The organism is Allokutzneria albata (assembly GCF_900103775.1).
In the GTDB taxonomy this organism is placed as follows: domain Bacteria; phylum Actinomycetota; class Actinomycetes; order Mycobacteriales; family Pseudonocardiaceae; genus Allokutzneria; species Allokutzneria albata.
In genome coordinates this window covers 3,721,287-3,742,851 of record NZ_LT629701.1, presented here as the reverse complement: position 1 = coordinate 3,742,851, position 21,565 = coordinate 3,721,287, and the positions used below count along the sequence as shown (strand labels likewise).

Here is a 21,565-nt window from a genome sequence, read left to right as displayed (position 1 = left end):
GTGGACATCGCGATCGTCGGCCGGGGCTGCGTGCTGCCCGGCGCGTTCACCCCCGGGCAGTACTGGGACAACCTCGTCGCGGGCAGGCGGAGCCTGTCCACCGTGCCGCCCGGCAGGTGGGGGCTCGGTCCGCGGTGGGCGATGGCGACGGACTCCGAGACCGTCGACCGCACCTATTCCGACGTCGGTGGGTACGTGCGCGGCTTCGAAGCCGTGTTCGACCCCTCCGGCTTCGCGATCGACACCCCCACCGTGCTCGCCCTGGATCCGTTGTTCCAGTGGGTGTTGCACGCCGGTCGCGAAGCACTGCGCGAGTCCGGACTGGGTGCCGCCCCGTCCCGGTCCGGACTCGTGCTCGGCAACCTGTGCATGCCACCGGAGGCCATGGCGGGTTTCGCCGCGCACGTGCTGCTCGACGCAACACCGGCCCTGCGCGGTGACCGGCCGAGGCCGGACGCCCGGAACCGGTTCTCCGCCGGGCTTCCCGCGCACCTCGCCGCCAAGGCGCTCGGACTGGACGCGGGGTCCTTCGCGCTCGACGCGGCCTGCGCGTCGTCGCTGTACGCGATCAAGCTGGCCTGCGACCGACTGCTCGACGGCTCGGCGGACCTCATGCTGGCGGGGGCGGTGAACCGCGCGGACCAGCTGGTCCTCCAGGTCAACTTCGCGGCGCTCTCGGCGACGAGCCGCACCGGGCAGAGCCGTCCGTTCCACCGCGACTCCGACGGCCTGGTCCTCGGCGAGGGTGCCGGGATGGTGGCCCTGGTGCGGCTGGCCGACGCGGTGCGCCAGGACATGCCGATCTTCGGTGTGGTGCGCGGCGTCGGTCTGTCCAACGACGGCCGGACCGGTGGTTTGCTCGTGCCCGCGCAGGACGGGCAGGAAAGGGCGATGCGGCAGGCCTACGAGGTCGCTGGTATCCCGCCGGAGACAGTGTCCCTTGTGGAGTGCCACGCCACCGGGACGCCGGTCGGCGACTCCATCGAGGTGCGATCGCTCGCGCACGTCTTCGCGGCGAGCGAGAGCCTGCCGATCGGCTCCGCGAAGTCCAACCTGGGCCACGTGCTGGCCCCCGCGGGCATTGCCGGGCTCCTCAAGGTGATCGGTGGGATGCAGGCCGGAGTCCGCCCGCCGACGCTGGGGGCAGAGGAGCCGATCACCGCCCTCGACGGCACTCCCATCCGCCTCGTCACCGAGCCCGAGGAGTGGACCGGTCCGCTGCGGGCGGGGGTGAGCGCGTTCGGCTTCGGCGGCAACAACGCCCACCTCGTCGTGGACGGCTGGACCGAGAACGTCGGGGTCGTCGAGCCTCCGGTGCCGCCGGCCCGCGTCGGCCCGGTGGCGATCGTCGCGATCGGCGCGAAGGTGGCCGATGGTGCGGACGCGGAGGACTTCCGGAGGGATGTGCTCACCGGGAACCGGCGCCGGGATCTCCGCAGCGACGTCGACCTGACCCTTGCGGGACTGCGCTTCCCACCGCGTGACCTGGAGCGCGCTTACCCGCAGCAGTTGGTGGTGCTGGAAACCGCTCGTGAAGCTGTCCGCGACGTGACGTTGCCGCGCGAGCGCACGCTCGTGCTCGTCGGCACGGGCACCGACCTCACCGGCACCAGGTACTGCGCGCGGCTCCGCGTTCCACAGTGGATGGAGGACGTGGGTGCTGACACCCGTGATGCCGCGGCCTTCCGCGAGGCCATCGCGGGACCGTACACCGCGGCGGTTTCCGTTGGCGCGATGCCGAATCTCGTCGCCAACCGGATCAACGCGCAGCTCGATCTGGCCGGCCCGGGCTATACGGTGTCGGCGGAGGAAGCTTCCGGTCTGGTGGCGCTCGACCTCGCCGCGCGCGCACTGCGGCTCGGTGAGGCCGATGCGGCGGTTGTCGGCGCGGTCGACCTCTCCGGAGACCCCGTGCACCAGGCCGCGCTGCGCGAACTCGGTCGCGAGGCGACTCCGGGCGACGCGGCCGTTGTCCTGGTGCTGAAGCGGCTCAGTGATGCCGAACGCGACGGCGACCGGGTGATCGCCTTGCTGGATCCGGACGGTTCCGAGCCCGCGGACGTGGTCATCGACGAGTCCACTGTGGACTTCTTCGGGGCAGCGCACGCCGCGGTCGGGCTCGTCGGGGTCGCGATGGCGGCAACGGCGTTGCGGCACGGCGTGATCCCGAGTGCCGGTGCACCGGCCACGCCGGTCGTGGGACTGCGGACCGCCGAGGTCGTCGTCGACCCGCTCGAAGCACCCCGGACCCGGGTTCGGCTGCGCGCGGCGGGAACTCCCGAACCGTGGGCTCCCGACAGCCCCGAGTTGGAGGTCTACTCGGGCCGTGACCGCGCCGAAGTCCTTGCAGCGCTTGAGGCAGGCCGAACTTCGGACACCGGCCCCGCACGGCTCGCGGTGGTGGTCGAGGGTGATCGGGGCAAGGCGATCGACCGCGCTCGGCGCTGGCTCTCCGACGGCGGAGTGAAGCCGGCAGGCGTCGCGTACCGGGACGCGCCGATCGGTGGTGAGGTCGCGTTCGTCTTCACCAACGGTGCCGCGGTGTACCCGGACATGGGGCGCGAGGTGTGGCTGGCGTTCCCGGACGCGGTCGCCTCCGCCTCCGAGCGCTTCGGCGGGCCGCTCACCCCGCCCGGCGGTCATCCGCCGTCGGTGGTGGAGGACATCGTCGACCTCGGCAAGTTCAGCATGCTGCACAAGGAGATCACCGACTCGCTCGGCCTGCGGCCCAGTGCGGTGATCGGCTACTCCGCGGGCGAGCCGGTGGGGCTGACGGTGATGGGCGTGTGGCCTGACATCACCAAGTGGAACAACGACTTCCGGGAGAACGAGCTCCTCGGCGACCTCACCGGCGAGTGCCGGGCGCTGCGCGAGCAGTGGCGACAGGCGGGCATCGCCGAGGACCGCTGGGCCAGCCACCTGGTCAACGGTCCGGCCGCCGCGGTGCGCGCGGTGCTGGACGACCACCCCGGCGTGCACGTGATGGCGGAGAACGCGCCGGACGTCTGCGTCGTGGGCGGCCCGGAGCAGGCGTGCGCGAAGCTGTTGGCGCGCACGGGTCTGCCGTCCATCAAGATCGGCTACCACTTCGCGGCGCACGTGCCGGAGCTGGGGCCGGTGCGCGCCGCGTGGCGCGACTTCGCGACTCAGCCGGCCCGCGAGATCCCCGGTGTCCGCTTCTACAGCGGTGCTACCACGGAGTCCTACACCGCGACGTCGGAGCGGGCCGCGGAGGCGGTCAGCGCTCAGGGCGTCAGCACCGTGCGGTTCGCCGAAGTGGTGGAGCGCGCTTGGGCTGACGGTGTGCGGGTGTTCGTCGAGCTGGGTCCGCAGGGGCTGTGCACCGGATGGATTCGCCGGACCCTCGGCGACCGCGAGCACCTGGCGGTCGCGCTCGACGCGCCGGACGGGCGCGGGCTGCGCCAGTTCGGCTTCGCGTTGGCCGAACTCGTCGCGGCCGGAGTTCCCGTGCGTGCGGCGGAGTTCTTCGACCGGATGCGTCGCCCGCGAGCGGTGACCGGGAAGACGATGAGGTTCCCGGTGGGGTGGGCCGACGTCCGCCTGCCGGAGCTACGGCATTCCCCGGCCCCAGTTGCGGCTCCCGCTCCGGCTCCGGTGGCTGTCGCGCCGGATCTGGTCAACCTCGTCATGGCGCAACGGGAACGCGTGGCTGCCGCGCACGCCGCGGTGCTCACCCGGCACACCGAGGTGCACCGGCGTTTCCTCGAACTCCAGACACGGACGACGATCGCGCTGATGGGGCGGCCACCGGAGAAGGAGCTGGTCTTCGACCGCGAGGACCTGCTCCTCCTCGGTGCCGGACCGGTCTCGCGCGTGTTCGGGCCCCGGTTCGCCGCGCAGGACGACCACCGCAGGCACATTCGCCTCCCGCAGCCGCCGATGCTGCTGTTCGACCGCGTCCTGGAGATGGACGCCGAACCGGCTTCCATGGGCGCCGGTGTGATCAAGACCGAGACCGACGTGCACCCGGACGCCTGGTACCTGGACCACACCGGGTACCTGCCACCCGGTCTGATGGTGGAGACCGGCCAGGGCACGCTGGTGCTGATGAGCTGGCTGGGCGCGGACCTCGGCCACTCCGGGGACCGGAACTACCGGTTGCTGGACGCGGAGCTGACCTACCTCGGCAGCCCCGCGCGGGCGGGCGAGGTGATCAGCTGTGAAGTCAACGTCGACGGGCACAGCGAGTACAACGGGCTGATCATCTTCGCCTGTCGCTACGACTACTGGGTCGGCGGCGAGCTTCGCGTGACCGTCCGCTCGCGCAGCGGCCTGTTCACCGACGAGGCGCTGGCCGGCTCGCCTGGCGTTCCGTGGAACCCGGCTGAGCACGTCCCGGCCGGTGACGCGCCGCTGGACATCCCGCCGAACGCTTGCCCACCTGGGAAGTTCGCGCCGCACCAGATGCTGGCCTTCGCCAACGGGCGTGCCGCGGAGTGCTTCGGCCGGGCGGAGATGCGGTCGCACAGCGCCTCTCCCCGGCTCGGCAGTGAACGAACCTGGTTGCTGCACGAGGTGACCGAGTTCGACCCGGCCGGTGGTCCTTGGGGTCGCGGCTACCTGAGGGTGGAGACACCGGTCGCCGACGACGCGTGGTTCTTCGACGGGCACTTCCGCGACGACCCGTGCATGCCCGGGAACCTCATCGTCGACGGCGGCTTCCAGGCGATGGCCTTCTACCTGGCGGCGTTGGGTTTCACCGCCGACCGGGACGGCTGGCGCTTCGAGCCGGTGCGGGGCGAGACCTACGACTGGCGCTGCGGCAAGCAGATCACCCCGGCCAACGAGCGCCTGGTGTACGAGCTGTTCATCGCGGAGGTCAGGGGCGGCGACGAGCCCACGCTGATCGCGGACGTGGTGTGCGCTGTGGACGGCGTGAACGCCTTCCACGGCTCGCGTTTCGGGTTGACCCTGAGGAGGGGCGATGCGCGCTGAGGACGTCCTGACGCGGGTGACGACGCCGTTGACCGCACCCGCCTACCCGTTGGGCGCGTACCGGTTCACCGATCGCGAGTACCTGAACATCTTCTACCGCACCGATGTCGAGGCACTGCGCGCGATCGTCCCGGAACCGCTGGAGATCGACGAACCGCTGGTGCGCTTCGAGATCATGCACATGGGCGACGTCGGCGGTTTCGGGCCGTACACCGAGGCCGGGATCGCCGTCCAGGTGCGCCTCGGCGAGGAACGCGGCGAGTACCTGCACGCGATGTACCTCGACAGCTTCGCGGCGATCGCCTGCGGGCGCGAGCTGTCGGCCTACCCGAAGTGCCTCGGTGACGCCCGGCTCCGGGTGGACAGCGGGGCGCTCCTCGGCACGCTGGACATCGGCTCGGTGCGGGTGGCGACGGCGACCATGGGCTACAAGCACCTCCCGCTGTCCGAAGAGGACGCACTGCGGCAGATCACCGTGCCGACCTACATGGTCAAGATCGTCCCAGGCTACGACGCGCGGCCCAGGATCGCCGAGCTGGTGCGCACGCGGATCACCGACGTCACCGTGAAGCAGGCGTGGACCGGTCCCGCGCGGCTCCAGCTGTTCGAGCACGTGCTCGCGCCGCTCGCGGACCTGCCGGTGCGGGAGGTCGTCCTGGCCAGCCACATCATGACCGACCTCACCCTCGCACCCGCAACTGTGTTGCACGACTACCTCAGACTGGAGGCATGACCACTGTTGTCCCCGCCGGTCTGGTCCGCCTGCACAGCGCGCAGGACCAGACCTGGCTCGACGACCTGCCCCGTTTCGTCGCCGAGTACCTCGACCGTTGGGAACTGCGGTCCGACGGCGCGCCGGGGCACGGCATGGCCTCGCTGGTCCTGCCGGTGCGGTGCGCCGACGGAACGGCCGCCGCGCTCAAGATCGGCCGGGTCACCGAGGAGAACGCCGGGGAGGGGGCCGTGCTGCGCGCCTGGGACGGCGACGGCGCGGTGCGGCTGCTCGCCGAGGACCACGAGCGCCGCGCCCTGCTGCTCGAACGGCTCGACCACACCCGGCCTCTGTCCACTATGGAGGACGAGTGGGCGGCGCTGCGCGTCCTGACCGACCTGCTCGCCCGGATCGGCTCGGTCCCGCCACCCGCCGGGCTGCGGCGGCTCGGCGACGTCGCGGCCGCCATGCTGCGGGACGTGCCGCGACTGCCCGATCCGGACGAGCGGGCGCTGCTGGACACCTGCGTCGAGGTCGTCCGCGACGTGGTCGGCGAGCCGGGGGACCAGTTGCTGCACTGGGATCTGCACCAGGGCAACGTGCTGGCGCCCCTTCCCGGTTCCGACCGCGAACCGTGGCTGGTCATCGATCCGGAACCGCTCGTCGGCGACCCCGGGTTCGACCTGATGCCCGCGCTGTCGGACCGGTGGGACGAGGTCGTCGCCTCCGGTGACGTCGCGGGCGTCGTCCGCAGGCGCTTCGACATGATGACCGAGGGGCTGGGGCTGGACCGGCGGCGCGCGTTCGGCTGGACGCTCGCCCGCGTGCTGCAGAACTGCCTGTGGGACATCGAGGACGGCGAGCCCGAGCTGAACGCGGCCCAGGTCGCCATCGGAGAGACCCTGATCGCGGCCTACAGCAGGTAGGTGTCCTTCAGCAGCGACGCCATGTGTTCGAGCGGAGCGCTCGCGTACTCGTGGTCCACGTCGCCGTCCAGGGCCCTGAGCCACACCAGGGTTCTGGCCACCTTCCCGACCCGGCAGGCCAGCTCGGCGGACTCGACCAGCTCCGCGGGCGGTCCGAACTCGGCGAGGTAGGCGTCGCGCACCCGGTGGTCCTCCGCGCGCGTCATCGGCAGCAGCAGGCTCGCGAACGGGTGCGCGATCACGCTGTCGCCCCAGTCGTAGAACTTCGCCCCGGTCGCGAAGACGTTGCTCTGGTGCAGGTCGTTGTGGTCGAGGCTGGGCGGGACCGGGTCCTCGGCGAGCCGTTCGCACCACCCGCGGTAGGTGTCCTCGAAGTCCAGGAGCTTCGCGAAGGTGGCATGCTCCGCCTCGGTGCCGCGCCGCTCCACGTAGTCGGAGATCGCTCCCATGGCCTCGGTGAACCGCTTCGGCATGACCTCCGCGCGCATGTCGGTCACACCGATGCCGAGCAGTTCGTCGACGTGCGGGGCGAGGTCGCGCTGCAGTTTCGCGTATCCGGCAAGGACTTCGGCGAGGTCACGCGGACTGTCCTTCATGGTCGGCCCACCGTCCGGCAGGAGCAGCCACTTGCGGTCGAGGTCCACACCGATCGGGGCGAGCACGCGGTCCGGTGCGAGGCGGCGCAGCAGCGGGTAGAGCGGCACCTCGAACGCCGTGCCCGGACCGCACGCTTTGAGCCACACGACGCCGCGGTTCGTCTCCGCCCGAAGCACCGTCGCCCAGGACTGCACCCTCGGCTGCGTCACCTCGCCGGTGCGAACCAGCCCGGCACCAGCCAGTCGGTCGTCCATCCAGGCGACGGCCTCGTGCCGCCACCGAGCACTCGTCCACAGTTGCATCACAACGGAAAGTTAGCTTGTGCGGCTGCTCACACAACCCGCGAACCACACGCCGCGTCATCTGTGCGAAACCATCACCACAGGGGAGAAGCAGATGGCGCGAGGGAAGTCGATCGCGGTCGGACTGGCCGTCGTGGCGGCACTGGGGCTCAGTGCGTGCACCACCGGATCGCCCACGCCGCAGACCGCCGACGGGGCCCGGCCGGCGGAGAGCAAGGTCGTCGTCGAGCCCGCCGACAAGGCGACCGGTGTTGCCCCGGCCTCGCCGCTGAAGGTGAGCGTGTCCGGTGGTGCCCTCGGCGACATCCGGCTCACCGGGGCGGGCGGCAAGCAGCTCGCCGGCAAGCTCTCCGACGACAAGAGCACGTGGACCGCGACCGAGAAGCCCGACTTCGACGCCGAGTACACCTTCTCCGGCACCGCGACCGGTGCTGACGGCAAGCCGCTCCCGGTGAACAGCAGTTTCCGCACCGTCAAGCCACGGGTCCCGGTCACCGTCAGCCCCCGCGTGACCGACGGCGGCACCTACGGCGTCGCGCAGCCCGTGTGGCTGGTCTTCCCCAGGCCCGGCGTCAGGGCAGGCGAGCGCGCGGCCGTCGAGAAGGCCGTGACGGTGGAGACCACCCCGCAGACCGAGGGGTCGTGGGGGTGGATCGACGACGAGAACCTGGTGTGGCGGCCCAAGGAGTACTTCCAGCCCGGAACCCGCGTGACCGTCCGAAGTGGACTCCGTGGCGTGCACTTCGGCAACGGCTCCTACGGCAAGAACGACTACACCGTGACCTTCACCATCGGCCGCCACCAGCTCGTGCGCGCCGACACCGACCAGCACCGGCTGATCGTCGAGCGTGACGGCAAGGAGTTCCGCAACTACCCCGCCAGCTACGGCCGCGAGTCCGACCCCAAGCTGGTCACCAAGAACGGCCGCTACTTCATCATGTCCAAGCACGAGCAGTACTTCATGAAGCAGTTCGAGTTCAACGCGCACTGGGCGCTGCGGCTGTCCAACAACGGCGAGTTCATCCACGCCAACCCCGACTCCGTGGCCAACCAGGGCCGGAACAACGTCTCACACGGCTGCGCGAACCTGTCGATGAAGGACGCCAAGGACTACTACGCCACCGCCCTGGAGGGCGACCCGGTGGTGGTCACGGGCTCGTCGATCGACCTGGCCGCCAAGGGCGCCGACTTCTGGGCCTACCCGTGGGACAAGTGGACCGCCCTGTCCGCGGTCAAGCGCTGACCACGCCCCGCTTCCACCCCGAACGACTCGTTCGGGCTCGCTTACGCACTGAATGAGTCATCGGGGTAGTTGAACGCACCGAACGACTCATTCGGTGCGTCAGGGGGACGGCCAGAAGAGGGGTGGTCGTGCCCGGATACGCTGGAGCATTGGGGAAGGCGGTTCGCATGACCGAAGATCCGCTCGCGGGACCGAGCATCGGAGCAGTGCACAAGCCGGCGAGGGAACCCGTGCAGGAGCCGGAACTGGAGCGGTTGGCCGCGGTGGCCGGTGCCGCGTCGGCGGAGGCCGCGGTGGTGGCCGGTCCCGACGTGGCCGGTCCGGGGCAGGACCTCACGGCCGGGGCGTTCTTCGACGTGGACAACACCATGATGATGGGCGCGTCGATCTTCCACTTCGCGCGCGGCCTGGTGGCGCGCAAGTACGTCTCCGGTGCGCAGCTGGCCGGTTTCGCCTGGAAGCAGCTGAAGTTCCGCGTCGGCGGGCGCGAGGACAAGGCCGGCATCGACTCCAGCCGCGACCAGCTGCTGTCCTTCGTGGCCGGCCGCACGGTCGAGGAGCTGTCCGCGGTCAGCGAGGAGATCTACGACGAGCTGATGGCCGACAAGATCTGGCCGGGCACCAGGGCGCTCGCGCAGAAGCACATCGACGCGGGCCAGCGGGTCTGGCTGGTCACCGCGACCCCGGTGGAGCTGGCCTCGATCATCGCGCGGCGGCTCGGCCTGACCGGGGCGCTGGGCACGGTCGCGGAGAGCGTCGACGGTGTCTACACCGGACGGTTGGTCGGCGGGCTCATGCACGGCCCGGCGAAGGTGCACGCGGTCCGCGCGCTCGCCGCCCGGGAGGGCCTTGACCTGCGGCGCTGCACGGCGTACTCCGACTCGGAGAACGACGTCCCGATGCTGACCGCGGTCGGCACGCCGGTCGCGGTGAACCCCGACGCCGGGCTGCGCCGCATCGCGCGGGCCAAGGGGTGGGAGATCGAGGACTTCCGCACCGGCCGCAAGGTCGCCCGCATCGGCGTGCCCTCCGTGCTCGGTGCCGGGGCCGTGATCAGCGCCGTTGCCGCTGGGCTGGCCCGCTCCCGCAGGTAGCTGTAACAACACTGTGTGAGCAACGAAATACCCCTCGTGAAATTGTCCAGATTTGTGCCGCCGGTGGTCTTCGCGGTCCTGGCCGGGATCGTCCCGGCCACCGTCGCGCCCGCCACCCCTGCTCTCGCCGGTGCCGTCACGCTGGTCACCGGCGACCAGGTCCGGCTGCTGCGGCAGCCCGGCGGCGCACCGGGTGTGGCGATCACCCCGGGGCCGGGCCGGGAGCACATCGGCTTCTTCCGCGAGGCCGGTCCGGGCGCTGCCGACGTCTCGGTCATCCCCGCCGACGCGAGCGCCCTCGTCGCCGCGGGCCGCGTCGACCGGCGGCTGTTCAACATCTCCGAGCTGACCAGGCGGAGGCAGGACGCCACGCCGTTGATCGTCTCCTCGCCCACCGCGCCGCCCGGCGTCACCAAGGTTCGCGACCTGCCCAGCGTCGACGGCGTCGCGGTGCGGCAGGACCACAAGCGCAGCAAGGACTTCTGGAACTGGGTGACCCGGTCCGCCCCGGACACGCGGGTGTGGCTCGATGGCATCGGCAAGCCCGCCGTCGACACGAGCGTGCCCCGGGTCGGAGCGCCGCGCGCCTGGCAGTCCGGGTTCACCGGCAAGGGCGTCACGGTCGGCGTGCTCGACTCCGGCATCAAGGCCGACCACCCCGACCTCGCCGGGAAGGTGCTGGAGGCCAAGGACTTCACCGGAACGCGGCCGGACGCGCGCGACGACCTCGGCCACGGCACGCACGTCGCGGGGATCATCGCGAGCGGGTCTTCGGTCTACCGCGGCGTGGCGCCGGACGTGAAGCTGATCAGCGGCAAGGTGTGCGTCGACCACGGCTGCCCCGACTCCGCCGTCATCGCCGGAATGGAGTGGATCGCGCCGAAGGCGAAGGTCGTCAACCTCAGCCTCGGCGGGGGAGCCACGGACGGCACAGATCCCGTTTCCCGGGCGCTGAACCGGCTTTCCGCCCAGCACGGCACGTTGTTCGTGGTCTCGGCGGGCAATGACCGCAACCTCGACAACTCGGATCCGCTCGCGTCCGTGACCGCGCCGGCCTCCGCGGACGCCGCGCTCGCAGTGGGCAGCGTGTCCAAAAAGGACATCACGAGCCCGTTCTCACCGCGCGGACCGCGCACCGGCGACCTGGCGGTGAAGCCGGACATCGCCGCACCCGGCGCCGAGATCGTTTCCTCGCGAGCGCCCGGTACCCGGGACGGCGACCTCGCGCCCGTCGATGACCTGCACGCGACGCTCTCCGGGACGTCCATGGCCGCACCGCACGCCGCCGGCGCCGCCGCACTGCTGGCTCAGCAGCATCCGGACTGGAAGGCGGACCGCCTCAAGGCTGCGCTCATCGGATCGGCCCTGCCGACCGCGGACGCCTTGGAGCAGGGAGCGGGCAGACTGGACATCGGTCGCGCGGTGACGCAGCAGGTGAGCGCGGTCTCCGGCGGGGTGAGCTTCGGTTTCCTTTCCTGGCCGTACAAGCGATCCGAGCCCAAGGCGGTGACCTACCGCAACGACGGCGCGAGTCCGGTCACCCTTTCTCTCGGCGCTGCCGGCCCGTTCACTCCGTCCTCGCCGACGGTCACCGTGCCCGCGAACGGCACGGCCAGTGTCGGTGTATCCGCTGATCCCGTTGGCAAGCCCGCGGGTAGGCACGGCGGTCGCCTGACGGCCACCGCGCCGGGAGTCGTTGTGCAGACGGCACTTGCGGCGGTTCTGGAAGGGGAGGGCTACGAGGTCAAGGTCGAGCTGATCAGTCGCACGGGCCGCCCGAGCGGCGGTCTGACGAAGGCAGTGAACACCGAAACCGGTGCGGCATATGGGCTTCGCCCCAACGGAACGACACGGCTGCCGAAGGGACGCTACGACATCAACGCCTTCGAGCTGTCGGACGATCCCGCCAACAAGGCGCAGCCGCTCGCCGTCACAGCGTTGTCGAAGCCAGGTGTCGTCGTCGGCAAGGACGCTGTCGTCACCCTGGATGCCAGGCAGGGCAGGCCGATCCGCGCCGTCGTCGACCGGAAGAACGCCAAGTTCACGTTCGGCCAGGTCGCGTTGCTCTCCGGCAAGGGTGACCGGATCTCCTCCCTTGGATGGACGGCGGGCCCGACGCACCAGTTGTACGCGGTGGGCACCGAAGCGAAGGTCTCCGACCACACGTACGCGTTCACGTTCCGCGCCAGCCTCGCCGACCCGACCACCACGTCGACCTACCAGCTGGCGTTCCTGGAGCGCGGCAAGATCCCGCCGGACACGACGTACCGCGTGCGTGATCACGAGTTGGCGAAGGTGGAGTCCCGGTACTACGCGCAAGGCGCCCCCGGGAAGGGGTTGCGGGCCGACTACGCGCGGCTCGCGGTGCAGGAGCCGGGCAACGGCGTGTACGAGACCACCGACCAGGCCGTGCCCAGCAAGCGCACGGAGTTCTTCACCGCTCACCCGGACGTCAGCTGGCGGCACGTTCTCGCGTCCTTCGTGGATGAGAACGACTCGGAGAACACCTGGTCGTACCGGACGTACAAGCCCGGCTCCTACCAGGCAGGGTGGAACAAGGGCGCCATGGGGCCGGCGTTCGGGAACGCCGAGGACGGCTGGGCCGTGCAGCGCGCGGGGAAGCAGCTGTCCGTCGGCATCCCGCTGCTGTCCGGCAGCGACCCCAACCAGTACATCTCAGCGGCCGAGTCCGTCACCGGCACCACGACCCTGACCCGCGCAGGTGGGCGGCCGGAAAGCATCGCGGGCGCGGGGAGGGCGAGCTTCACCATCCCGGACACCCCTGCGCGCTACACCCTCCGCGCCGAGGCCACCCGCTCCGTGCCGTGGTCGGTGCTCGGCACCAAGATCGACACCACCTGGACGTTCGCCGAGCCCGGTGCTTCCGGGAAGGCGCCACTGCCGCTGATGGTCGTGCGCGCGAGCGGCGCGGTCGACCACCAGAACCGGGCACTCGGCCGTTTCCATCCGCTTTCCCTTGTCGTGCAACGGCAACCCGGATCGGTGTCCTCGGCGGTTGTCGGTTTGACGCTGGAGGTCTCCTTCGACGACGGGGTGAGTTGGAAGTCGATTCCCGTTCTGCGCTCGGGAGAGCGGGGGATCGCCGTGGTTGAACACCCTGTGGGATCGGGGTTTGTCGGGGTGCGGATCGGGGCTTCTGATGCTGCGGGTGGATCCGTTTCGCAGACCGTGTTGCGGGCTTATCGTTTCTAGGGTTCGGCTTGGGGGGATTTCGGCGGGGGTGGCTGGTTCCGGCGTGGGTGGGCTGGTTCCGGCGGGGGTGGCTGGTTCCAGCGGGGGGCGGCTGGTTCTGGCGTGGGGTCGGCTGGTTCCAGCCTGCTGGTTCCGGCGTGGGGTCGGCTTGACCTGGGGCCCCTTGCGCGTGCCCGTGGGCCTCACGGGGGCACGGGATGAAACTCCGGCCCTCGCGACGAGCGTATGGCACGCGCACCCCAGGTCAAGCCGACCGTTCCAGCCTTACCTCGCCAGCTGGAACTGGCTTTCGTTTGCTGAAACCGTTGGGGTGTAAGGGAAAGTTCACTCCGTAGAGCCATGATCCACTATTTGCAGACGCTAAAATAAGGGTATGGCCCCTGCCGATATCGAAGACGAACTCGTCGCCGCCTACGCCGCGATCGGTAAGGCTGTCGCGGACTTCGCCTTAACCCTGATGAAGCTCTATGACGACCTCGACCCCGAAGTCCAGCAGTACGCCGGGGATGTTCTCATGCCGCTGCTGCGCGTCTCCCAGGTCAAAGGCAACAAGCTCATCGACCGCGCCATGTCGCTGATCGACCATCCGGCGGTGTTGGAAGCGTTGTCGGACGGTCGGATCGATGAGGGCAAGGCGTTGATGATCATTGATCAGGTCAGTGTCCTCGACGCCGCCAACCAGGCGATCGCCGAACCGGTGCTGATCGCGCATGCGGCATCGCACAACTACACCGCCTCTCAACGCTATGCCCGGCGCTATGTCCTCAAGCTCGATGCCGAGGCGGCGTTGCGGCGTCATGAGGAGAAGCGCAAGCAGCGGTTGGTGGAGAAGTTCAACCTCGACGACGGCATGTGCTCACTGCGCGTGGTCCTGCCCGCCCTGAAGGCGGCCCTCGCCTTCGACCGCATCGACCGCATCGCCCGGGCACTACCGAAAGATGACCGCACCCTCGACCAGAAACGATCCGACGTCGCGGCAGACCTGTTGATGGGCAAGGAAACACCCGCCCCGCAGGGCCAGGTGTGCGTCAACCTGACCATGCCGATCACCAACATCCTGGGCCTGACCACAGACCCGGTCATGCTGGCCGGATACGGTCCGCTGCCCGCCCCGATCGTGGCGGATGTCGCGGCGAATGGGATCTGGAAGCGCATCCTGACCGACCCGGTGACCGGGATGGCCGAGCACATCACCACCTACCGACCGACTCCGGCGCAGCGGGAGTTGATCAACGCCCGGTATCCGACGTGCACGATGGTCGGCTGTAACCAACCGGCGCACCGCTGCGATCTGGATCATTGCTGTCCCTTTGACGGGACCAACACCACCATCGCGAACCTGCGGCCCAAGTGCAGGCACCATCACCGGATGAAGACCCACTCCCGTTGGTCCTGCGAGAACCGGCCGGACGGCACGCACGCATGGACCACACCGAGTGGCAAGGTGATCGAGACCGAACTCGAACCCATCGCCGAACCCGCGCCCTTCTAGGGCTACCGATCATGCCCCGGCTGCGATGCCCTACAGGACGTCTGCGGCCCTCCACGGCGGTCACGAGAGGCAGAAGAGTGCGTCCACCTGCCGATGAACGTGGCTGTCCCCGAGCAGCCGGACACCGTGATCCACAACCCGGGAGGATGCTGGCCGCACCACTGATCGCGATGCCCACCCCGGCGCAGGCAGCACTGGCCGGGGAGAGCGTCCAGGAAGTGCTGGAACTGGCGGCCTGGACCACGCACCACGGGCGGCGGATCAACCCCTGGGCGCTTCGGACGCCGCCGGGTGACCGGCATTGGCACGGGCACCTGGAGTACGGCGTCGCGGGAGACGAGGTGTGGACGGAGAACTGGTGGTGAAGCGTGGTGAGCCGCGCTCACGTCCCGCAGGGCCGGACGAGCGTCGACACCAACACGTGGGCGAGCAAAGGGACTTTCCGGGTCTGCAGCAACGTGAACGGCGAAGAGTTCTGCAGTGGTTACGCGACCCGCAGGTAGACCAGGCTGAACACGAAGGCGACCGTCATCAGGACGGCCAATAGGCGGGCGTGCCGGGCCCACTCGGCGTCCCAGTCTCCGTCGTAGCGCACGTTCGACGTGGTCATCAGCGCACGTCCGAGCCCGAAGCCGACGCCTGCGCACACCGCCATGGGCCACGACGCGAGCAGCAGCACGACGAGGCCACCGATGTAGGGCAGTCCGCTGGGCAGATAGGTGCGCATCGCGGTGCCCATCTCGATGCCGAACTGCAGCGGCCCGAGGTGCGGACCCAACCGGAACACGCTCTCCGGCACGAGGCGGCGGTTCTCCGGCAGCGCGAAGGACAGCACGCCGAAATCGCGCAGCAGCACGGGAACCAGGGCCGCCGCCACGATCGACCAGCGGGCAGCGTCGGGTAGTGGCGCGCGGATCAGGGACCCGACGACGACCAGGCCCATCGCGGTCAGCACACCGCCGACGACGAGACCGGTGCAGAACGCCACCAGTGGGGAACCTCGCCGGACCGGCGAGCTCAGCGCGGAAGCCGAGTTCTTGCTTCAAGTGCTGCCGCTGGTGGCGTAGCCCGCCGCGGCACCCATCAGCAGCCACATCGACGGCGGCCACCACACCGCGCAGGCGATCGTCGCGAGCACGACGCCCACGGCGATCGTCAACGGGTGCCACCGCATGTCAGACGACAGCCCTGCAGATGGTCAGGTAGGTCTGGCCGGTGTGCCCGCCGCCCCAGAACGTGGTGAACCCATCGGAGCAGCGGTAGACGATCCCGTCCGGCGTGGTCCACTTCCACGCGTTCTTCGTCGTCGTCGTGCCGCAAGCGGTCGAGGTCGGCGCGTGATCGGCCTGGATGCCGTTGTCGTTCCACGTGCCGTACTTGTGCCAGCCGCCGTCGCAGTAGTTGCTGCCCCGCCAGGCGCCGTTGAAGCACGCGCCGTAGGTGTTCACGTAGGCGCCGCTGGTGTCGCCCTTCTCCTCGTAGCCGACGGGATAGGCGTCCTTGCAGTCATTGCGGTCCCACCCCTGCATGCCGTACTTGCCGGTCTCGGCGCGCGCGGCCCGCGGCCAGCTCAACGCCGAAGCGCCGAGGGTGACCGCGCCGAGCGCCATCGCCTTGAGCACGGTCCGCCGAGCCCCGGTGATCTTCAGCCCGGACAGCGCGCGGGACGGCTCCGCAGCCGGGGGAGCCTGGTCGTGGTCAGGAATCTGATCGAGCGTCAACGACATCGACGGCTCCCTCCGAGTCGATCCAGTCGTCGAGTTCCTCGACGCGCACGGGCAAGGTCATCCGCCGCACAGCGCCGCCGCCGTCCACGTGCATCAGCACCGGAGGCGACAGGTGCGAGATCGCCCGCCACGCCTCGCGGTCGCTGATGACCTCGAGCCCGGCGTCGCGCCACACCGAAGGGGACTCGTGCGTCAGCAGCTTCGCGTCCGGAGCGCGCCGCGCCAGCTCCTCGACGACCGTCCTGCACAACGGGCAACCGGAGTCGACCGCGGCGACGATCGGCCGCGAGGTGCCGTCGGCGAACACCCCGCCGAGCACCACGTCCGGCTGGGCGGTGGCGAAACCGTCCGGGTTGCGCATGACGACGGCGCGCAGCAGCCGGACCTCGCGCAGCGTCGCGGCGAGCCCGAGGAACAGCACGATGATCGCGGCCCAGGTGATCAGGTAGAAGGCCAGCTCAGCAGACATCAGCTCGCATCCCGCCACGCCACGTCGATCTCGTTCAGCCAGTCCAGGCACTCCTGCGCGGTGTTGGCCAGGTGCACCTCGGCCACCCCGCGGGAACAGCCGAGGATGAACGCGAAACCGCCGGGGTAGGCAGCTTTCCACACCTCGCCGTGCGCGGTCCGGGCGCCCGCGTGCCTGGGCACCAGCGCGCTCGCCTGCCGGGGCCCGGGGATGTTCACCGAGCCGTAGCCCTTCACCGCCACCACGACCTGCTCGGCCATGGTGTCCAGCAGTGTCGCCGAGCGCGGGCGGACGACCATGCCGCCGCTGTTGTCGTTGATCAGCAGCGAGTTGAACAGCGAGAACACCCGATCACGCCGCGGTGCCGGGCCGACGAAGACGGTCATCAGCTCGTGGTAGGTGCCGATCAGGGTGGCCACCGAGGACTCGCCGTCCTCGGCTTCCGCCACGAGCACTTCACGGCCGTGCACGACCAAGCGCTCGCGCAGCGTCGCAGGAGCGACGTGGGTACAAGCGAAGTCGTGGTAGCCGCGCGGTCCGATCTGGAACCCGGTGCCGTAGGACCCTCCGGCGAACCGGACGCCCGTGACCACGCTGGACACCGGCGCCGAGCCCGGCAGGGCCACCCGTACCTGCCCGCCGCTCGGCGAGATCAGATCTAACTGCTGTTGAGCCACACGGGGATTATCCATCACTGATCGTGAGCCGTTACGTGCGCAACGTGGCGGGAGTCGGCGAGGCGTTCGGTGGCGCCCATCCGGGCGAGCGTTTCGAGCAGCGGAACGGCGACCCGGCGCGTGGTGCGCAGCGCCTGACGGGCCTGGCTGACGGTGAAGGGCTGCTCCAGCCGCGACAGGACGCGCCGCGCCAGCTCGATGGCCTCCGGCAGGAGCACGACCCCTTCGGCCACCTTCACCAGCCGTCCCGCGCGCACCGCGGCGGCCAGTTCCTTCTGCCCCAGCTTGAGTTCTGCCAGGCGGTGCGCGTCCGGCGCCGCGAACGGGTCAGCGCGCAGCTCCCGCGTCAGCGTCACCAGCGCGGCTTCGACGTGCGCGGGCAACGCGGCCCTGCCGGACCTCTGGAGCCGTCCGCCGACGACGAGCAGTCCCGCTGCCGTCGCCAGATCGCCGATCAGCGCGGCGGGCACGTTCAGCCGCTGGAGCGCCACGGTCACCGGCAGGCCGGGGTCCAACGGCGGCCAACTGTCCACTTCGGACTTGAGCTGTTCGGTCAGGTTCGCCCAGCGTTCCGGGTCCACCCGCCACTCCGGACCGTCGTGCGGCAACCCCAAGGCGCGCAGCCGGTCCCGGTGCACGAACTTGCGTCGCCGCAAGTGGAGTTCGAGCGGCGCGCGCAGTTCGTCCGCGCGTGCACGGGCGGCTCCGCGGCGAGTCAGCGGCGGCGGATCGAGGTCCGCGACGGAAGCCCCGGCAATCTTCGAGCTGCCAGGATCGCGTAGCAGCACGCGATCACCGATCCGCAGTGGCAGCGGGCGCGACAACGCGAGGCGTGCCGCCGCGGTCCCCAGCGGACGAACGCGAGCAGGAACCGAAGCGGACCCGATGTGCAGCACGACCTGGGACGGCAGCTCCTGATCGACGAGAACGTCCACGGCGGAGCTGTCCAGCCAGCGGTGTGGCGTCAGGAGCGCGTCGCCGCGATGGACGGCGTCGCGGTCTGCTCCACGCAGGTTCACCGCGACCCTGGCGACCGCTTCGACCGGATCTTCCTTGCGCCCCAAGGACTGTAGACCGCGCACCGTGACCGGGGAACCGCGCAGCAGCAGTTCGTCGCCCGCACGCAGAGTGCCGCCCGTGAGCGTCCCCGTCACCACGGTGCCCGCTCCGGGCAGGCTGAACGAGCGATCAACCCACAACCGCACATCCGCCGCGGTGTCCGGTGCCGGAAGCTCCAACGAGGACAGGGCCGAACGCAGCTCGTCCAGCCCGGCGCCGGTGACTCCGCTGACCACGACGTGCTCGATCCCGGCGAGCGATGTGCTCGCGAGACGTTCCCGCGCCTCCGTGAGCGCCGGCCCCGGATCGGCGAGGTCGGAACGCGTGATCACCAGTACGCCGTGTTCGATGCGGAGCGCGTCCAGTGCGGCGAGGTGTTCTGTGGACTGCGGCATCCAACCTTCGTCGGCCGCCACCACGAACATGACCGCGGGTACCGGGCCGATCCCGGACAGCGTGTTCGGCACGAACCTCCGATGCCCCGGGACGTCGACGAACGCGATCTCCGAGCCGTCTCCGAGCGTCGTCCACGCGAAGCCGAGGTCGATGGTGAGCCCGCGCCGCTTCTCCTCCGCCCAGCGGTCGGGCTCCATCCCGGTGAGCGACCGCACCAGGGTGGACTTGCCGTGGTCGACGTGCCCGGCCGTGGCGATGACCCGCATCAGCCCAGAACCGCCCGCACCAGAAGGGAATCGTCATCAGGGTGGACCGTGCGCAGGTCGAGCAGGCAGTGCCCGCGCTCGATCCGGCCCACCACGGCGACCTCGCCCAGCCTCAGCGACTTCGCGTACTCGGCGGGAAGGCTCACCGCGGCTGACGGCAGCTCGACCCCTGGAGCCCCTCCGCCACCCACGGCCGCCACGCAGCGCACCGCGTCCGCGTCGATCCCCGCCCCGCGCAGCTTCGCCGACAGCGCGGAGGCTCGATCGAAGAGATCGTCGACGGGTGCTTCAAGTGCTTGGCGCACAGGAGGAAGCGGACCACGCAGAGTCGCTTCCAAGGCCGCGAGCGTGAGCTTGTCGACCCGCAGCGCCCTGGCGGCGGGATGGCGGCGGAGCCGCTCCACCAGGTCGGCGTCGCCGAGCAGCAGGCCCGCCTGCGGGCCGCCGAGGAGCTTGTCCCCGCTCGCGGTGACCAGGTTCGCCCCTGCGCGCAGGGCCGTCGTCGCGTCCGGCTCGTCGGGAAGGAGCGGGTGCGGCGCGAGCAGGCCGGAGCCGATGTCCGCGATCACCGGAACGCCGAGGCCGGTCAGCTCCGCGATGTCCACTGTGGACGTGAAGCCGGTGACCTCGAAGTTGGACGGGTGCACCTTCAGGATGAAGCCGGTGGAAGGACCGACGGCGTCGGCGTAGTCGCGGAGGTGGACGCGATTGGTCGTACCGACCTCGTGCAACCGCGCGCCGGTCGAGCGCAGCAGCTCCGGAATGCGGAAGCCGTCCCCGATCTCCACCAGCTCACCGCGGCTGATGACGATCTCCTGGCCGGGTGCGAATGCCAAGGCGCACAACAACAAGGCCGCGGCGTTGTTGTTGACGACATGCACTCCGCCCGCGTCCGGGACGGCCTCGGCCAGCGCCGCGAGCGCGCTGCGTCCGCGCCGTGCCCGCGCCCCCGTCGCGAGGTCGAACTCGACGTCCGTGGTGCCCGCGGCGGCGTCGATCGCGGCACGTGCGGCGGGGGACAACGGAGCACGGCCGAGGTTGGTGTGCACGACGACCCCGGTCGCGTTGATCACCCGGCGCGGGCCGGACGGGAGCGCCGCCGCGACCGCGGAAGCCACTTCCGACGGTGCGATCTCGCCCGCGCGAGCCCGTTGCTGCGCAGCCATGATCGCCGCCTTCACCGTGGCGGTGCCGAGGGTCCGCGCGGCCTCGGCGAAGCAGGCGAGGAGGGTGTCGGTGCGCGGGATGTGCCGGCGTGGGTCGGTCATGATACCCCCGGGGAGCGGAGGTGGACGGGAATCGAACCCGCCGGCGACAGGTGCTGCCGCCCAACGGTTTTGAAGACCGCGCCGGTCACCAGACCGGATACACCTCCCCGATTCACAAGACCATCCTGACACGATGTCCGGGTGATCTCCTACCGTCTCACCCAATTCGCCCACGGCGGCGGGTGCGCTTGCAAGATCCCGCCCGGCGAGCTCGAACGGATCGTGGCGGGGCTGACCGGCGCCCCGCCGGTCGACCCCGCGGCGGAGCTGCTGGTCGGACTGGACACCGGCGACGACGCGGCCGTGGTCGGCGTGCGACCCGATCTGGCGCTGGTCGCCACCGCCGACTTCTTCACCCCGGTGGTCGACGATCCCTATGACTGGGGCCGGATCGCGGCCGCGAACGCGCTCTCCGACGTCTACGCCATGGGCGGCACCCCGGTCGTGGCGGTGAACCTGCTCGGCTGGCCGAGGGAGGTGCTGCCGATGGAGCTGGCCGCCGAGGTGCTGCGCGGCGGCCGGGACGTCGCCGCCGGCGCCGGGTGCCACGTCGCGGGCGGGCACAGCGTCGACGACCCGGAGCCCAAGTACGGCATGGCGGTCACCGGAATCGTTGACCCCGCAAGGACCTTGCGCAACGACACCGGGCGCCCGGGACTGCCGCTGTCGCTGACCAAGCCGCTGGGGATCGGCGTGCTCAACACCCGGCACAAGGCCACCGGCGAGGTCTTCCCGCAGGCGGTCGAGGCGATGACCACTCTCAACCGGGACGCCTCCGCGGCCGCGGTCGCCGCCGGAATCACCTGTGCCACCGACATCACCGGCTTCGGCCTGCTCGGGCACCTGTACAAGCTCGTGCGCGCCAGCGGGGTCAGCGCGGTCGTCGACTCCGCCGCGGTGCCCTATTTGGACGGCGCGCGGGAGGCGGTTCGGGACGGTTTCGTCAGCGGCGGCAGCCGTCGCAACCTCGACTGGGTGCGGCCGCGCACCGAGCTGTCCACAGTGGAGGAGACGGAGGCGCTCTTGCTGACAGACTCTCAGACTTCGGGTGGTTTGCTGGTCGCGGGCGAGGTGTCCGGCGCGACTGTCGTCGGAGAGCTGATTCCCCAGGGGGACAACGCTATCCTCGTGAGATAGGCAACCCCCTAAGGGTGTTTCCAGGGCCGAA

16 protein-coding genes and 1 tRNA gene are annotated in these 21,565 nt (G+C 70.4%); 9 read left to right on the top strand and 8 right to left on the bottom strand.

Annotated elements, in window-relative coordinates:
* From BLT28_RS16895 to BLT28_RS16885, 3 genes are read left to right on the top strand one after another with little or no spacing between them, the layout of a single operon-like run.
* Positions 1-4,956 carry a beta-ketoacyl synthase N-terminal-like domain-containing protein gene (locus tag BLT28_RS16895; RefSeq protein ID WP_162184862.1) on the top strand — a complete coding sequence of 1,652 codons (4,956 nt, stop codon included), beginning with the start codon at positions 1-3 and terminating at the stop codon, positions 4,954-4,956.
* Entirely contained in the window at positions 4,946-5,689 is a 744-nt protein-coding gene (locus tag BLT28_RS16890) for an acetoacetate decarboxylase (protein ID WP_030430324.1), read from the top strand. Before BLT28_RS16895 ends, BLT28_RS16890 begins: the two co-directional genes overlap by 11 nt.
* On the top strand, positions 5,686-6,594 hold the full coding sequence (locus BLT28_RS16885) for an aminoglycoside phosphotransferase family protein (RefSeq protein ID WP_043812040.1): 909 nt from the start codon (positions 5,686-5,688) through the stop codon (positions 6,592-6,594). The genes BLT28_RS16890 and BLT28_RS16885 overlap by 4 nt, the downstream gene beginning before the upstream one ends.
* Here the strand turns inward: BLT28_RS16885 and BLT28_RS16880 are convergent.
* Positions 6,582-7,445: a phosphotransferase gene (locus BLT28_RS16880; RefSeq protein WP_052407464.1), complete on the bottom strand. Its 864-nt coding sequence runs from the start codon at positions 7,443-7,445 to the stop codon at positions 6,582-6,584. The two genes, BLT28_RS16885 and BLT28_RS16880, sit on opposite strands and share 13 nt — an antisense overlap.
* A 142-nt stretch (positions 7,446-7,587) precedes the next feature.
* On the opposite strand from BLT28_RS16880, the gene BLT28_RS16875 reads away from it, so the two are divergent.
* The 5 genes from BLT28_RS16875 to BLT28_RS16855 all read left to right on the top strand — a co-directional run bounded on the left by BLT28_RS16875 (position 7,588) and on the right by BLT28_RS16855 (position 14,900).
* A complete protein-coding gene (locus tag BLT28_RS16875) occupies positions 7,588-8,736 on the top strand; it encodes a L,D-transpeptidase (RefSeq protein ID WP_030430321.1) in 1,149 nt (382 codons plus the stop codon).
* Positions 8,737-8,903: 167 nt separating this feature from the next.
* Positions 8,904-9,830 (top strand): HAD family hydrolase, encoded by a 927-nt coding sequence (locus tag BLT28_RS16870; RefSeq protein ID WP_081900385.1) that lies wholly within the window; start codon positions 8,904-8,906, stop codon positions 9,828-9,830.
* A gap of 42 nt (positions 9,831-9,872) precedes the next feature.
* Positions 9,873-13,043, top strand: a complete 3,171-nt coding sequence (locus BLT28_RS16865; protein WP_030430319.1) for a S8 family peptidase — start codon at positions 9,873-9,875, stop codon at positions 13,041-13,043.
* A 373-nt stretch (positions 13,044-13,416) separates the two neighbouring features.
* Entirely contained in the window at positions 13,417-14,535 is a 1,119-nt protein-coding gene (locus BLT28_RS16860) for an HNH endonuclease signature motif containing protein (protein WP_083383754.1), read from the top strand.
* A gap of 146 nt (positions 14,536-14,681) precedes the next feature.
* Positions 14,682-14,900, top strand: a complete 219-nt coding sequence (locus BLT28_RS16855; RefSeq protein ID WP_030431591.1) for a hypothetical protein — start codon at positions 14,682-14,684, stop codon at positions 14,898-14,900.
* Positions 14,901-15,019: 119 nt separating this feature from the next.
* Here BLT28_RS16855 and BLT28_RS16850 read toward each other — a convergent pair whose 3' ends face one another.
* The 7 genes from BLT28_RS16850 to BLT28_RS16820 form a co-directional block, all read right to left on the bottom strand.
* A complete protein-coding gene (locus tag BLT28_RS16850) occupies positions 15,020-15,523 on the bottom strand; it encodes a hypothetical protein (RefSeq protein WP_231950810.1) in 504 nt (167 codons plus the stop codon).
* A gap of 187 nt (positions 15,524-15,710) precedes the next feature.
* A complete protein-coding gene (locus tag BLT28_RS16845; RefSeq protein WP_030431589.1) occupies positions 15,711-16,262 on the bottom strand; it encodes a hypothetical protein in 552 nt (183 codons plus the stop codon).
* Positions 16,234-16,731, bottom strand: coding sequence for a thioredoxin domain-containing protein (locus BLT28_RS16840; protein WP_030431593.1), 498 nt, complete (start codon positions 16,729-16,731; stop codon positions 16,234-16,236). The genes BLT28_RS16845 and BLT28_RS16840 overlap by 29 nt, the downstream gene beginning before the upstream one ends.
* A complete protein-coding gene (locus BLT28_RS16835) occupies positions 16,731-17,408 on the bottom strand; it encodes a hypothetical protein (protein ID WP_030431588.1) in 678 nt (225 codons plus the stop codon). The genes BLT28_RS16840 and BLT28_RS16835 overlap by 1 nt, the downstream gene beginning before the upstream one ends.
* A gap of 14 nt (positions 17,409-17,422) precedes the next feature.
* Entirely contained in the window at positions 17,423-19,129 is a 1,707-nt protein-coding gene (selB, locus tag BLT28_RS16830; protein ID WP_030431587.1) for a selenocysteine-specific translation elongation factor, read from the bottom strand.
* Positions 19,129-20,397: an L-seryl-tRNA(Sec) selenium transferase gene (selA, locus tag BLT28_RS16825; protein WP_030431586.1), complete on the bottom strand. Its 1,269-nt coding sequence runs from the start codon at positions 20,395-20,397 to the stop codon at positions 19,129-19,131. Before selA ends, selB begins: the two co-directional genes overlap by 1 nt.
* Positions 20,398-20,412: 15 nt before the next feature.
* Positions 20,413-20,504: transfer RNA gene (locus BLT28_RS16820), tRNA-Sec, on the bottom strand.
* A 37-nt stretch (positions 20,505-20,541) separates the two neighbouring features.
* Between BLT28_RS16820 and selD the strand changes: the two genes are divergently transcribed.
* On the top strand, positions 20,542-21,534 hold the full coding sequence (gene selD, locus BLT28_RS16815; RefSeq protein ID WP_030431585.1) for a selenide, water dikinase SelD: 993 nt from the start codon (positions 20,542-20,544) through the stop codon (positions 21,532-21,534).
* The last annotated feature ends 31 nt before the right edge of the window (positions 21,535-21,565 follow it).